General features: G+C 64.1%; 13 protein-coding genes. 9 read left to right on the top strand and 4 right to left on the bottom strand.

The window, feature by feature from the left end:
- The first annotated feature begins 75 nt into the window (after positions 1 to 75).
- The 3 genes from ACCQ12_RS16725 to ACCQ12_RS16735 all read left to right on the top strand — a co-directional run bounded on the left by ACCQ12_RS16725 (position 76) and on the right by ACCQ12_RS16735 (position 3,172).
- Entirely contained in the window at positions 76 to 477 is a 402-nt protein-coding gene (locus ACCQ12_RS16725) for a DUF4124 domain-containing protein (RefSeq protein ID WP_047695001.1), read from the top strand.
- Positions 478 to 868: 391 nt separating this feature from the next.
- Entirely contained in the window at positions 869 to 2,563 is a 1,695-nt protein-coding gene (locus ACCQ12_RS16730; protein WP_372382282.1) for a proline--tRNA ligase, read from the top strand.
- 144 nt (positions 2,564 to 2,707) lie between these two features.
- Positions 2,708 to 3,172, top strand: coding sequence for an H-NS histone family protein (locus ACCQ12_RS16735; RefSeq protein ID WP_166744262.1), 465 nt, complete (start codon positions 2,708 to 2,710; stop codon positions 3,170 to 3,172).
- A 60-nt stretch (positions 3,173 to 3,232) separates the two neighbouring features.
- Here ACCQ12_RS16735 and ACCQ12_RS16740 read toward each other — a convergent pair whose 3' ends face one another.
- Positions 3,233 to 4,492, bottom strand: coding sequence for a threonine/serine exporter family protein (locus tag ACCQ12_RS16740; RefSeq protein ID WP_039566260.1), 1,260 nt, complete (start codon positions 4,490 to 4,492; stop codon positions 3,233 to 3,235).
- A gap of 49 nt (positions 4,493 to 4,541) precedes the next feature.
- Between ACCQ12_RS16740 and ACCQ12_RS16745 the strand changes: the two genes are divergently transcribed.
- The 4 genes from ACCQ12_RS16745 (at position 4,542) to ACCQ12_RS16760 (ending at position 8,263) form a co-directional block, all read left to right on the top strand.
- Complete coding sequence (locus tag ACCQ12_RS16745) at positions 4,542 to 5,771, top strand: MlaE family ABC transporter permease (protein ID WP_355605116.1); 1,230 nt, start codon at positions 4,542 to 4,544, stop codon at positions 5,769 to 5,771.
- Positions 5,772 to 5,856: 85 nt separating this feature from the next.
- Entirely contained in the window at positions 5,857 to 6,693 is an 837-nt protein-coding gene (locus tag ACCQ12_RS16750) for an ABC transporter ATP-binding protein (RefSeq protein ID WP_166749294.1), read from the top strand.
- Positions 6,694 to 6,695: 2 nt separating this feature from the next.
- Positions 6,696 to 7,622 carry an MlaD family protein gene (locus ACCQ12_RS16755; RefSeq protein ID WP_039412542.1) on the top strand — a complete coding sequence of 309 codons (927 nt, stop codon included), beginning with the start codon at positions 6,696 to 6,698 and terminating at the stop codon, positions 7,620 to 7,622.
- Positions 7,619 to 8,263 (top strand): ABC-type transport auxiliary lipoprotein family protein, encoded by a 645-nt coding sequence (locus ACCQ12_RS16760; RefSeq protein ID WP_372382283.1) that lies wholly within the window; start codon positions 7,619 to 7,621, stop codon positions 8,261 to 8,263. The genes ACCQ12_RS16755 and ACCQ12_RS16760 overlap by 4 nt, the downstream gene beginning before the upstream one ends.
- Positions 8,264 to 8,463: 200 nt before the next feature.
- On the opposite strand, the gene ACCQ12_RS16765 is transcribed toward ACCQ12_RS16760, so the two are convergent.
- Entirely contained in the window at positions 8,464 to 9,060 is a 597-nt protein-coding gene (locus ACCQ12_RS16765; RefSeq protein ID WP_372382284.1) for an alpha-ketoglutarate-dependent dioxygenase AlkB family protein, read from the bottom strand.
- A gap of 125 nt (positions 9,061 to 9,185) precedes the next feature.
- Here ACCQ12_RS16765 and ACCQ12_RS16770 point away from each other — a divergent pair, with 125 nt between their 5' ends.
- A complete protein-coding gene (locus ACCQ12_RS16770) occupies positions 9,186 to 10,835 on the top strand; it encodes an electron transfer flavoprotein-ubiquinone oxidoreductase (RefSeq protein WP_372382285.1) in 1,650 nt (549 codons plus the stop codon).
- Positions 10,836 to 10,845: 10 nt separating this feature from the next.
- A complete protein-coding gene (locus ACCQ12_RS16775; protein ID WP_372382286.1) occupies positions 10,846 to 12,912 on the top strand; it encodes a glycoside hydrolase family 99-like domain-containing protein in 2,067 nt (688 codons plus the stop codon).
- 1 nt (position 12,913) lies between these two features.
- Here the strand turns inward: ACCQ12_RS16775 and ACCQ12_RS16780 are convergent, their stop codons facing one another.
- Both ACCQ12_RS16780 and ACCQ12_RS16785 read right to left on the bottom strand, forming a co-directional pair.
- A complete protein-coding gene (locus ACCQ12_RS16780; protein ID WP_372361380.1) occupies positions 12,914 to 13,552 on the bottom strand; it encodes a CoA transferase subunit B in 639 nt (212 codons plus the stop codon).
- On the bottom strand, positions 13,552 to 14,283 hold the full coding sequence (locus tag ACCQ12_RS16785) for a CoA transferase subunit A (RefSeq protein WP_372383648.1): 732 nt from the start codon (positions 14,281 to 14,283) through the stop codon (positions 13,552 to 13,554). Before ACCQ12_RS16785 ends, ACCQ12_RS16780 begins: the two co-directional genes overlap by 1 nt.
- Positions 14,284 to 14,318 lie beyond the last annotated feature (35 nt).

Consider the following 14,318-nt stretch of genomic DNA (forward strand, 5'->3'; position numbering starts at 1 on the left):
CTGCACGCGCGATCACTTGCCAGGGCAGGCGCCGGATGCTGCAATCGCGGCGGGAATCATCCAGGGGAAAGCCACATGCACCTGCCGTCCGGGCTTTGCGCCCTGTTGCTGCTGGTAAGCGCCACCGCCGGCGCTACCGATCTGTACAAGTGGAAGGACGCCAAGGGCGTGACCCACTACACCGAAACCCCGCCACCGACCGGCCAGCGCTATGAGGCGCGCCGGATCGATGCGCGCAGCGGCACCGCCGCCATTGCGGCCCCGGAGACCACCGCGCCCGAGTCGGCCGACTGCCTGACCGCCCGCCGCAACCTGGAGCTGCTCAGCGGCAAGGGCGAGGTCAGCATGAGCGCCGGCGCCGACGGCAAGCCCGGCGCGGTGCTGGATGCGGACGCCCGCGCCGCGCAGCGCAATCTTGCCGACGCCGCCGTCAAGGCCTACTGCAAGCCGGCAGCCACCGGCACCCCGGCCACCTGAGCCGGACGGCATCGCCAGCGCACGAGCGGCGCTGTCCTGCCTGCGGACCGAGGCCCATGCACCGCTCATGCTGCCAATACCGGAAGCATCCACGCGGCTGACGTCCTGGCAGCACGACTGCAATACCGGAATGGCCGCAGTGGCCTGACCCATTGCACGATCTCCGGGCTCGCGTGATGACCACCTTGAACCGGCATCGGATGGCTCGCCCACTGCCGATGTCTGCGCGCGGCCGCTCCCCTGGCGAGGCACTCGCGAGCGCAGGCCAGGGCGCCCGAGAGCCGCCGGGCAGCCGCCCTGCCGGCCGGCGACCACCGGCAAAGCGCGCCCGGCGATGACCGGCAGGGCGCGAGACTGGCAAACTATGGGCTTTCCGCCCAAGCGAAGCCCGATGCGTCTTTCCCAGTTCCACCTGCACACCACCAAGGAAACCCCGGCCGACGCCGAGCTGGTCAGCCACCGTCTGATGCTGCGCGCGGGCATGATCCGCAAGCTGGCCTCCGGGCTGTACACCTGGTCGCCGCTGGGCCTGCGCGTGCTGCGCAAGGTCGAGGCGATCGTGCGCGAGGAAATGAACCGTGCCGGGGCGGTGGAAGTGCTGTTCCCCACCATCCAGCCGCGCGAGCTGTGGGACGCCACCGGCCGTTGGGAAAAGTTCGGCGGGCAGCTGCTCAAGATCAAGGACCGCAAGGAGCAGGAGTTCTGCTACAGCCCCACCGCCGAAGAAGCCGCGGCCGAATTCGCGCGCCAGGAGATCAACAGCTACAAGCAGCTGCCGCTGAACTTCTACCAGATCCAGACCAAGTTCCGCGATGAAATCCGCCCGCGCTTTGGCGTGATGCGTGCGCGCGAGTTCCTGATGAAGGACGCCTACTCCTTCCATCTCACCGACGAGGACATGGCGCGCGAATACGACAACATGCGCGCCGCCTACACCCGCATCTTCACCCGCCTGGGGTTGGAGTTCCGCGCGGTGCAGGCCGATTCGGGCGCCATCGGCGGTGACGCCTCGCAGGAATTCCACGTCATCGCCGCCTCCGGCGAAGACTCGCTGGCGTTCTCCACCGGGTCCGATTACGCGGCCAATGTGGAAACCGCCAGCGCCGCACTGCCTGCCGCGCGCCCCGACGCGAGCGAAGCGATGCAGCAGGTGGCAACGCCCACCCAGAAGACCTGCGACGACGTCGCACAGCTGCTGGGCATCGCGTTGCAGCGGACGGTCAAGTCGGTGGCGGTGATGACGCAGGCCGGCTTCGTGCTGGTGCTGGTCCGCGGCGACCATGCGGTCAACGAGATCAAGCTGGGCAAGGTGGCTGGCCTGGCCGACTATCGCCTGGCCAATGAAACCGAAATCCGCGAGCACCTGGGCTGCGAGCCGGGTTTCCTGGGCCCGGTGAACACTGCGCGCCCGGTCCGCGTGGTCGCCGACCGCGATGTCGCGGCAATGGCCGATTTCGTGGTCGGCGCCAATGTGGTCGGCGCGCATCTGGTCGGCGTCAACTGGGGCCGCGACCTGCCGGAACCGGAGACGGTGGCCGATGTGCGTAACGTGGTCGAAGGCGAGCGCGCCGCCGATGGCGGCGAACTGCGCCTGGCGCGCGGCATCGAGGTCGGCCACGTGTTCCAGCTGGGCAGCCAGTACGCGCAGGCACTGCAGGCCACCGTCATCGACGAAAACGGCAAGGCCGCAGTGATGAAGATGGGCTGCTACGGCATCGGCATTTCGCGCATCGTGGCCGCAGCGATCGAACAGAACCACGACGAGGCCGGCATCATCTGGCCGGCGCCGATGGCGCCGTGGCAGGTGGTGGTGTGCGTGATCAATCCCAAACAGGACCCCAGCGTGGTGGCCGCCGCCCAGGCATTGCTGGACGAATTGATTGCCACCGGCATCGATGCAGCATTGGATGACCGCGGTCTACGTCCGGGTGCCATGTTTGCCGATATGGAACTCTTGGGCATTCCGCATCGGGTGGTGGTCTCGGAACGGGGATTGGCCGCCGGCACATTTGAATATCGCGCCCGCACCGCCGATTCGGCAGAAAACCTGGATAAGGCCGGATTATTCTCCCGCCTGGGCCGTTGATCAAACAACGCGCCCCCGCTCCAATTGGATGAACGCAAGGCGCCGAAGTATTTCGGCGCATTTGTCATACCGGTTTTCTGACATTATGATGGCCGCCGCTGCCACGGACCGGCATTCTTTCTCTCTCATTCTTCCGGAGTAGTGATGTCGATCGATCTCACCGGCCTGTCGGCCAAGCAATTGGGCGCCTTGATCAAAAACGCAAAGAAGCAACAGACCGTGGTTGCCAAGCGCGCCCCGATCGCCAAGGTTCGCACTCAGCTGACCCGTGCGGCAAAAGCCCAGGGGTATTCCATCGAAGAATTGTTCGGTAGCGCCGCCAGTGCCGGGCCAGGTCGTCCCGCCGCTGCCGGCAAGCCGGGCCCGCGTGCCGGCCGCAAGCTGGGCAAGGTTCCGCCGAAATACCGCAACCCCGCCAATGCCCAGGAGACCTGGACCGGCCGTGGCAAGCAGCCGCGCTGGCTGGCCGAATTGACCGCTGCCGGCAAGAAAGTGGAAGACTTTCTGATCAGCAAGGTGGGCGGTGCTACAAAAAAGGCAGCGACAAAAAAGACCACGCCGCGCAAGACGGCAACCAAGCGCGCCAGCAAGAAAGCCAAGGCCGCTTAAATCCAGACCAATAAAAACGCCGGCATTGCCGGCGTTTTTATTGGGCGATGATCGGCTTATTCATAAATTCTTGCGCGCCGGAATCAGCAGATTGCCGAACAGCAGGCCGGCCATCAATGCCATCACGATATTGGTCACCGCCAACAATGCCGCTTGCCCGACACTGACATCCTGCTGCTGCACCAGGGTCAAAAATCCCCGCAGGCTGACACTCCCGGGAACCAGCATGATGATGCCCGGCAACCGGATCAGCGCACCGGGTTTTTGAACGACCCGCCCAAACAGATTCCCGGCGGCGGTCAGTGCCATGGCCGAGGCGAATACACCGGCCGGGCCACCCCAGGCATGGCCGGCATAACGCGCGATGACATAACCGGACATTGCCGCGGCCATGATCCATAAATAATCGCGCCGATTGGCCTTGAACAACACCGCAAACGCGTACGCGGCCACCAGCAGCGAGGCCCACTCCACCCATCCAGACTGCGGACGCAAGGCCGCCACCCGTGGGTGCAGGCCGACCAGCTGGGTCAGCGTCACCGCGATCACCGCGCCGACCGTGAGTTTGAGCACCGTAGTGACCGCACCGGCCAGGCGCGCAGTCCCGGACACCCAGTGCTGGCTGGCCAGCTCGTTGAATGCGTTGGTCAGCGACATGCCGGGCAGCAACACCACCAGCGAGGCGATGATCACCGTATTGAGGTTCAACGGCCCGACCAGCGAGGCCACCACTGCCGCCACTACGCCGGCCAGCAGCCCGGCCAGCGCTTCGCCGGCTTCCTTGGTCGCCGGCCGCTTGTCGGTGTACTGGGTCAGCAGGCCGATCGACATGCCGATGGCGCCGGCAGTGGCGATGTCCAGCCAGGGCAGCTTCCACAACCCGGCCACGCCGGCGGCGGCCAGCCCGAACGCCAGCACCTGCATGGTCTTGCCGCGCCGATCGACCTCCCGGTCCAACCGGCGCAAGGCGGTGTGCCCCTGGGCAATGCTCATGCGCCCATTGGCCACGCTGTCGGCCACGTAGTCGGCCACGCTGAGCTTGTACAGATCGTTCTCGCCCGGCGCGAGCCGGATCACCCGGGTGATGTCGCTGGAGCCGATCGCCTTGGTCGGGTCGCTGAAGCTCAGGATGATGCCGGTGGGGTTGGACCAGGGTTCGCAGTCCAGACCGAGTTTTTGCGACAGCCCGACCACTGCCGCCTCCAGGCGCTGCGCAGTGGTGCCATAGGAATGCAGGCGCCCGGCGATTTCCGATACGAAGGCGACGCGCTGGGCGTAGGTGGCGCTGGCGGACGGTAAGACGACGGTGGCAGCGGACATGCGTGGCGGGTCGGGCCGGAGAAACGCCGTGTGGCGAGGCCGCCAGTGTATGCCGCAGCGCGCGTGGCCGGCGCCCCGATTGCCGGGGGCAAGGCGATCGCCGCCGCCGCGTCCCCATCTTTCGCTCACGCCGGCCCTGTATGCTGGTGCCACGGACAGGCCACCCATGATCAAACCGCAACCTCCCCGCATCGAACAAGACTCGCAGGATCAGGCACAGATCCGCCTCGCCGGCAGTTGGGTCCTGGCGACCGCCCTGCCCCAGGCAGAACTGTTGCAGACCGTGCCCGATGGGGTGCGCCGCATCGACGCGCGCGGCATCGGGCAACTGGATTCGGCCGGCGTGCTGCAGTTGCTGCGCTTTGCCGGCCGCATGGGGCTCAAGGAAGACGCCATCGATTTCCGCGACGAGCACCAGGCACTGGTGTGCACCATCGAGGAACTCAACGACGAACGCCCCAAGCCCAAGCGCGATTACGGCTTCGTCGCCGCGCTGGACCGTCTGGGCCGCACCACCCATGGCGTCGGCCAGGGCATCCTGGAATTGAACAGTTTTCTCGGCGAGAACCTGGTCAAGATCATGCGGCTGATCCATGAGCCGCGCCGCTTCCGCCTGACCTCCACCGTGCACCACATGGAGCAGGTCGGTCTGGACGCGGTGCCGCTGGTGGTGCTGCTGTCCTACCTGGTCGGCGCGGTGATCGCGTTCCTGGGCTCGACCATCCTGCGCGACTTCGGCGCAGAGATTTACGTGGTGGAACTGGTGTCCATCGCCTTCCTGCGCGAGTTCGCGGTGCTGCTGACCGCCATCGTGCTGGCCGGACGCACCGCCAGCGCCTTCACCGCGCAGATCGGTGCGATGAAATCGCGCGAGGAAGTCGATGCCATCCGCACCCTCGGCCTGGACCCGATCGACCTGCTGGTGATCCCACGCCTGCTGGCGCTGATCTTCACCCTGCCGCTGCTGACCTTCATCGCGATGATCGCCGGCCTGGCCGGTGGCGTCACGGTGGGCGCGTTCGACCTGGACATCCCGCCGCAGATGTATCTGGCGCGCATGCACGAGACCATCCAGTTGCGGCACTTCCTGGTCGGCCTGTCGAAGGCGCCGCTGTTCGCGCTGGTGATCGGCCTGATCGGCTGCCTGGAAGGGCTCAAGGTCAGCGGCACCGCGCAGTCGGTGGGCGAACGCACCACCTCCTCGGTGGTGCAGACGATTTCCTTGGTCATCATCCTCGACGCGATTGCGGCGTTGTGGTTCATGAAGATGGGGTGGTGATGGAGCCGGGATTGGACATTCGGGATTTGGGATTCGTGCGGAGCAGGCGCAAAGCGCTTGCACTGGTATTCGGGAGAAAAGTGTTTTGACCAATCCCGAATCCCCACTCCCCAATCCCGCCCCAGAGGCCGACGACGAGCAACTGGCGATTTCAGTGCGCGGGCTCACCAACCGCTTCGGCAGCCAGACCGTGCACGAGGAACTGGATCTGGACGTGCGTCGCGGCGAGATCCTGGGCGTGGTCGGCGGCTCGGGCACCGGCAAGTCGGTGCTGATGCGCAGCATCCTGGGCCTGCGCGAGCCGGATGCCGGCAGCATCCACGTGCTGGGGGCGGATGCGCGTTCGGGCAGCTTCGCCGACCGGCAGCTGATCACCCGCAACACCGGCGTGCTGTTCCAGGACGGCGCGCTGTTCTCTTCCATGACCGTGGGCGAGAACGTGCAGGTGCCGCTGAAGGAACATCACGGCGAGTTCCCGGAGCGCTGGTATTTCGAGCTGGCGCTGCTGAAGATCAAGTTGGCCGGCCTGCCGGCCGATGCGTTGGACAAGCTGCCCTCGCAATTGTCCGGCGGCATGCGCAAGCGCGCGGGCCTGGCGCGTGCGCTGGCACTGGACCCGCCGCTGCTGTTCCTGGACGAACCCACTGCCGGGCTGGATCCGATCGGCGCGGCCGCCTTCGACCGCCTGATCCGTACCCTGCAGCAGGCCCTGGGCCTGACGGTGTTCCTGATCACCCACGACCTGGATACGCTGTACGCCATCTGCGACCGCATCGCCGTGCTGGCCGATCGCAAGGTGATCGCCAACGCGCCATTGGCCGAGGTCGAACAACTCGACCACCCCTGGATCCAGGAATACTTCCACGGTCCGCGCGCCCGCGCCGCACGCGCAGCCAAGACCGACTCCACCGAGACCGCCTGAGCATGGAAACCAAAGCCAATTACGTCCTGATCGGCGCCTTCACCATCGTGGCTGGCCTGGCCCTGCTGCTCTTCGGGCTGTGGGCCGCCAAGTACTCCTCCGACCGCACCTGGCAGCAATACCGGGTGGTGTTCCGCGAGGCGGTCACCGGCCTGTCGGTCGGCAGCCCGGTGCAGTACAACGGCATCGCAGTCGGCTCGATCACCGAGCTGACCCTGGCACCAAACGATCCGCGCCAGGTGGTCGCCCACGTGCGGGTGAATTCCACCACGCCGATCAAGAGCGACACCCGCGCCAAGCTGGCCATCACCAGCCTGACCGGCCCGTCGATCATCCAGCTCTCCGGCGGCACGCCCGAGGCGCCGTCGCTGACCACCATCGACAAGAGCGATGCGCCGATCATCCAGACCACGCCGTCGGCACTGCAGAACATCACCGACACCGCCAACCGCATCGTCGAACGCATGGACGAGATGCTCTCGGACAAGAACGTGGCGAGCATTTCGGCCACGCTGCAGAACCTGGAAAAGATCAGCGGCGGCATCGCCGATCGCGACGAAGGCATGCAGGCGCTGATCGTCAGCGCGCGCGATGCCGCACGCAATCTGGACACCACCCTGACCACCACCAACGGCACCATCAAGCGGCTGGATCAGAACCTGGTGCAGCAGCTGCCGGGCATCCTGAGCAAGCTCGATGCAACGTTGGTCAAGCTGGATTCGGCCGCCGGCAATGCCGACAACATCCTTGGCGAGAACCGCGCGGCCATCAACAGTTTTGCCAACGACGGGCTGGGCCAGCTCGGCCCCACGCTGACCGAATTGCGCGGCCTGATCCGCGACCTGCGCCGGGTCAGCGACAAACTGGACAACAACCCTGCGCGCTACCTGCTCGGCCGCGACGCACCCAAGGAGTTCGAACCGAAATGACTGCCATGCGCCTGTTGCGTCCCCTGCTGTGCATCTCGTTGCTGGCGCTGGGCGGCTGCTCGGTCCTGACCGGCGGCGACCAGAAGCCGGCCACGATCTACGCGCCCACCGTGCGCGTGACGCCGAATCCGTCCTGGCCGCAGGTCACCTGGCAGCTGGCCATCAGTAAGCCCAGCGCTGCGCGCGTGATCGACAGCCCGCGCATCAACGTGCGCCCGACGCCGGGCGAATTGCAGATCTACCACGGCGCCGGCTGGGCGCAACCGGCCACCGACATGCTGGAAGACAGCGTCGTGCGCGGGTTCGAGGACTCCGGCAAGATCGCGGCGGTCGCGCGCATCGGCACCGGCATCCGCTCGGACTACAAACTGGCGATCGACCTGCGCCGCTTCGAGTCCGATTACGCCGGCCAGCCGGTGCCATCGGCCACCATCGAACTCAACGCCAAGCTGCTGCACTCCTCGGATCAGCGCGTGGTCGCCTCGCGGACCTTCCTGGTCGCCCGCCCTTCCAGCGGCACCGATGTGGCAGCGGTTGCCGCGGCGTTCGAGCAGGCGCTGACCCAGGTCACCACCGACCTGGTGGGCTGGACGCTCACCACCGGGCAACAGGACAGTGCGGCGCTGCCACGCACACCGTAAGCCGGCACGTCGACCTGCAGCCTGGACGCATCTCACCCGGCATCAGATCCAGCACTTTGCACCGGCATCAGATCCAGCACTTTGCACGCGACGGGATCCACCCGCCTCCCTTCTCCCGCAAGCGGGAGAAGGTGGCGCGCAGCGCCGGATGAGGGCACGCAATGCCCCAAGCCTGATCTCACGCCTGCCGCGGAACACCGTCATCCTGCCGCAGCCGATGCAATCTGCCGAAAAGTCAGATTGATCCGCTCCCCCACCTGCCGCGCCGTGCGTGGCAGGGCGTGCTTGTAGCAGCGCTGGGTGTCGCCACCCATCAGCAGCAAATCGCCGTGCCCCAGTTCCAGCGTCTGCTTCAAGGCCGCATCGTCGCGATGTTTGAACGCAAAGCGTCGCGTTGCGCCCAGGCTCACCGAGGCAATCAACGGCTGGGCGCCCAACTCCGGCTCGTCGTCGCTGTGCCAGCCCATCGCATCATTGCCACTGCGATACCGATTGACCAGCACGCTATTGAACGGGCGGCCGGTGTCTTCCTGCAGACGAGCACGTAACGGCTGCAATGCGTCCAGCCACGGCTGCGGCGAAAACTGCGTGCCCGAATAGCGATAGCTTGCCTCCGGATCGCCGATCCAGCTGCTCAGGCGCGGCGAATCCACCACCCGCCCGAACATGCGGATGCGGTGCACCTCCCACTGCACCTGTGTCAGCAATGTCTGCAGCAGCGCATCGGCCGCCGCCGCCTGCAACCAGCCGCGCCACCACTGCACCTGCGCGCCCGGCAATGGGACCGGAATCTTCATCTCCGAACGCTAGCACGCAGGCCCCTGGCGGCGCTGTCCACGGCGGATGAATCGCAGCGATTTGCCGCCATCACATGCAATCCCGGAAAATGCGCACCAGCCATCGAGCCAACGGGAGCGGAGCAATGTCGGAAGCGGGAATCGGCGCGCAAGCGTCAGAGGCGGTCGAGCGTGACGTCATGGAATACGACGTCGTCACCGTCGGTGCCGGTCCGGCCGGGCTGTCGTTCGCGATCCGGCTCAAGCAGCTCAACCCCGAGCTGAGCGTCTGCGTGATCGAAAAATCCAGCACCATCGGCGCACACATCCTGTCCGGTGCGGTGATCGAGCCCGGCCCGCTGGATGCCCTGCTGCCGGGCTGGCGCGACAACCCGCCGCCGATCTGCGTGGCCGCCACCGACGACGAATTCTGGTTTCTCGGCAAGGACAGCGCACGCAAGTTCCCGGTGGTGCCGCCGGGCATGCGCAACCACGGCAACTTCATCGTCAGCCTGGGCGCGATGTGCGCCTGGCTCGCGCCGCAGGCCGAAGCGCTGGGCGTGGAGATCTACCCCGGCTTTGCCGCTGCCGAGACCCTGCATGACGACAGCGGCCAGGTGGTGGGCGTGCGTATCGGCGACATGGGCGTGGCCAAGGACGGGTCGCACAAGCCCGGCTACACCGCCGGCATCGACATCCGCGCCAAGGTCACCGTACTGGCCGAGGGCGCGCGCGGTCACCTGACCAAGCGGCTGCTCAAGCGCTTCGACCTCACTGCCGACAGCGACCCGCAAGGGTATTCGATCGGCATCAAGGAGCTGTGGCAGGTGCCCGAAGGCCGCGTTACGCCAGGCAAGATCGTGCACACCATCGGCTGGCCGGCCGACAATCGAACCTACGGCGGCAGCTTTCTGTATCACCTGGACAACAACCAGGTTGCGCTCGGCTATGTCAGCGGACTGGACTACGGCGACCCCGAATACCAGCCGTGGGAAGCCTTCCAGCAATGGAAGAACCACACACTGATCAAGTCGCTGCTGGAGGGTGGCAGCATCCTGTCGGCAGGCGCGCGCGCCATCGTCACCGGCGGCTGGCAGTCGCTGCCGAAGGTGGAGATGCCGGGTGCCCTGCTGATCGGCGACACTGCCGGCCTGCTCAACGTGCCCAAGATCAAGGGCACCCATCAGGCGATCCGCAGCGGCATGCTGGCGGCCGAGCATCTGGTGCAATCGCAGCTGGCCCCGCAGGGCTTCGACGCCAAGTTGCGCGCCTCCGATGCCATGGCCGAATTGAAGACCGTCCGCAATATCAAGCCCGGTTTCAAGAAGGGGCTGTGGTTCGGCCTGCTCAACGCCGCCTGGGAGACCGCCCTCAAGGGCGCCTCGCCATGGACCCTGAAGAACAAGCCCGACTGGTCGGCCCTGCGCAAGATCGGCGACTACGAACAACCCAAGCGCGACTACGTCAGCCGCGAGCTCGCCCCGCGCGACCGCCTGCAGGCGGTGTATTTCGCCGCCACCGAGCACGACGAAGACCAGCCGGTGCATCTGCAGGTGCTCGACACCAACATCTGCGCCACCCGCTGCGTGGAGGAGTACGACAACCCCTGCACCCGCTTCTGCCCCGCCAACGTCTACGAGATGGTCGCAGACACCGCCAGCCCCTCCGGCAAACGCCTGCAGATCAATGCCGCCAACTGCGTGCACTGCAAGACCTGCGACATCAAGGACCCCTACGAGATCATCAACTGGGTCACACCGGAGGGTGGTTCGGGCCCGAACTACCAGAATCTGTGAATTATCACGTATGAGCCAGTTCTTTTTTAAACGCCTCCGCACCATTGGTTACTACATGCTACGTGCTGGCTTTCGCGTAGTGCCAATTTCGGATGGCTTGCGTGACCGCTGTAGGAACTGGTTTCTTGAGAGATACACCGATTGGGTCCCGGCCCCTCTAAAGGGTCGAGCCGCAGAGATAGGCACCATGGCTCTGCGCCTGCTACAGCGAAGCGATGAAGCAGCGATCGGCCACACTCCCTACCGATACGATGTTCTGCCAGTGCCTATGCCAGCGACGTTGATCGCGTTCTATCTACCACAATTCCATCCGATTCCGGAAAACGACGCATGGTGGGGCAAAGGATTCACCGAATGGCGCAATGTCAGCCGCGCCTTACCGCAGTTCTATGGCCACATGCAGCCACGGATTCCTGCAGATCTCGGGTTTTACAATCTTCGGGACCGGAACGTTATGCGTCAGCAGGCCGAGCTAGCATCAGAGTACGGAATTGGCGCGTTTTGTTTTTACTTTTATTGGTTTGCGGGAAAAACGTTGCTTGAGGAGCCCGTACGCAAATGGCGCGATGATGCAAGCATCCCTTTGCCCTATTGTCTATGCTGGGCCAACGAGAATTGGGCCCGTCGTTGGGATGGGCGCAACGCCGATATCTTGATCGAACAGCAACATAGTCTTGAAGATGATCTAGCGTTCATTTCTCACGTTAGCACCTACCTCAGCGACCCTCGATACTTGCGTGTAGATGGGAAGCCACTGCTCCTCGTTTATCGCCCGAACTTGATGCCGGACCCTAGCGCAACTGCATTGCGGTGGCGCGAGTGGTGCATGACTCACGGCATTGGCGAAATTCACCTCGCATACGTCCAAGGATTCGAACGTCCTGACCCTCGGGATATCGGCTTCGATGCGGCAGTGGAATTTCCCCCAAACATGAGTTCTCCGCCGTCGTTATCTCAGGCGCAGCTGCTGATAAACCCTGATTTTTCAGGGGAAGTGTTGGATTGGCGTGCTCTCGCTGCCGAAATGGCGGCTAGGCCTTTACCGAAATACACGCTTTATCCGGGCGTAAATCCTGGTTGGGACAATGAGCCGCGTCGCTCTGGGAACGGCCGCGTGTATCACCACTCTTCGCCACGCGGCTATCAAGCATGGTTATCTCAGACCATTCACGAGCGGCTCGCAGCCGTTCCAGCCAGTAGGAACCTGGTATTTATCAATGCTTGGAACGAATGGGCAGAAGGTGCTGTGCTAGAGCCAGACGCGCGACTCGGTTATGCTTGGCTTGAGGCGACCCGTAGGGCGTTGCAACCGCGACGTCTGTGCAACGTACTACCTCATGTGATCATCCACGCTTGGTACGTTGATGTTCTAGAAGAACTTTTGATACAACTACGCGAAGCGGCATTCGATCATCACCTTATTATTACGACAACGGATAATAACCTCCTTGCAGTCAATCGCATCATCAAACTTCAGGGAATGGAGGCAGAGGTAGTAGTACATGAAAATCACGGTCGTGACATCCTGCCGTTTTTGAGGGTTGCAGATCGGCTTATCGATGCGGGTGTATCGGTGATACTCAAGTTACACACCAAGCGCTCCACACATCGCCGAGATGGCGATCAATGGCGACGAGATATGGTTAGCAGCCTGCTCGCCCGCGAACGTGTCAGGAGCATTATCGATGCATTTGATCAGCGGCCTAATTTAGGACTGGTTGCACCTGAAGGCCACATCCAGCCGCTGAGCTTCTATTGGGGAGCAAATGAGTCCGCAGTGCGGTCGCTAGCCACCCGGATAGGGATAACTCAACCAGACATAGGCTCTGCGAGCTTCGCATGCGGAAGCATGTTCTGGCTGCGCCTACAAGCAATTCAGCCAATTTTAGATTGTCATCTGCGACCAAGTGAGTTTGAAAAAGAAGCAGGTCAGGTAGACGGCACAATGGCACATGCAATTGAACGCCTACTAAGTCTCTCTACAATTGACAGAGGTTATGCATTAGCCAGTGCCGCCTCCATCGTCGGAGCCAAGGAACAGGCCCTGGCTCCGTACAAATACGCGCATAAAAGCTAGTTCAAGTCGCTGCCGTCAAAAACGGCACTCCTGTCTTAGCCCGCGCTTCCTTCTCACTTACCCCTTCTGCAATCTCCACCAGGATCAACCCGTCGGCAGTGACATCGAACACCGCCAGGTCGGTGATGATGCGATCCACCACGCCGACGCCCGTCAGCGGCAGGTCGCATTCGCGCAGGATCTTGTGGCTGCCGTCCTTGGCGACGTGCTCCATCAGCACCACCACGCGCTTGACGCCGGCCACCAGGTCCATCGCACCGCCCATGCCCTTGACCATCTTGCCGGGCACCATCCAGTTGGCCAGGTCGCCGCGGTCGGTGACCTGCATTGCGCCCAGGATCGCCAGGTCGATATGGCCGCCGCGGATCATCGCGAACGAATCGTGGCTGCCGAAATAACTGGCACCGGCGCGCGCGGTGACGGTCTGCTTGCCCGCATTGATCAAGTCCGCATCCACTTCGTCTTCGGTGGGAAACGGGCCGATGCCGAGCAGTCCATTCTCTGATTGCAGCCACACGTCCACGCCTTCCGGGATGTGGTTGGCCACCAGCGTCGGCAGTCCAATTCCCAAGTTGACGTAGGCGCCATCGGTCAGTTCGCGCGCCGCACGGGCGGCCATCTGGTCTCGGGTCCAGGCCATTACTGCTGTCCTTCGCGCACGGTGCGCTGTTCGATGCGTTTTTCCGGCGTAGCGTTGAGTACCAAGCGGTCGACGTAGATACCGGGTAGATGCACGTGGTCCGGGTCGATGGCGCCCAGCTCCACGATTTCTTCGACTTCGGCAATGCAGACACGACCGGCCATGGCGCAGGCCGGATTGAAATTGCGCGCCGTCTTGCGGAACACCAGGTTGCCCGCGGTATCGGCTCGCCACGCCTTGACCAGCGCGACGTCGGCCTGCAGTGCGGTTTCCAGCACATAGTGCTTGCCGTCGAATTCGCGGGTTTCCTTGCCCTCGGCCACGATCGTGCCGTAGCCGGTGGCGGTGTAGAACGCAGGAATTCCCGCACCGCCCGCACGCAGGCGCTCGGCCAGCGTGCCCTGTGGGTTGAACTCAAGCTCGAGCTCGCCAGCCAGATACTGACGCTCGAACTCCTTGTTCTCGCCCACGTAGGACGAAATCATCTTGCGAATCTGCCGCGTGGCCAATAATTGACCAAGCCCGAATCCATCGACCCCGGCGTTGTTGGAAATCACCGTCAACCCGCCCACCCCGCTGTCGCGCACGGCGGCGATCAGCGCCTCGGGGATCCCGCATAACCCGAAGCCGCCTACTGCCAGGGTCTGGCCATCGGCCAGCACGCCCTCGAGCGCCGCCTCGGCACCGGCGTAGCGCTTGCCAGCTGCCTTGTCACGTCCACCATTGCGCATCACCGCCCTCACCTCGCTGATGTGAAGCGGCCATT

The sequence above is a fragment of the Xanthomonas sp. NCPPB 1068 genome, assembly GCF_041479385.2.
Classification (GTDB): domain Bacteria; phylum Pseudomonadota; class Gammaproteobacteria; order Xanthomonadales; family Xanthomonadaceae; genus Xanthomonas; species Xanthomonas cannabis.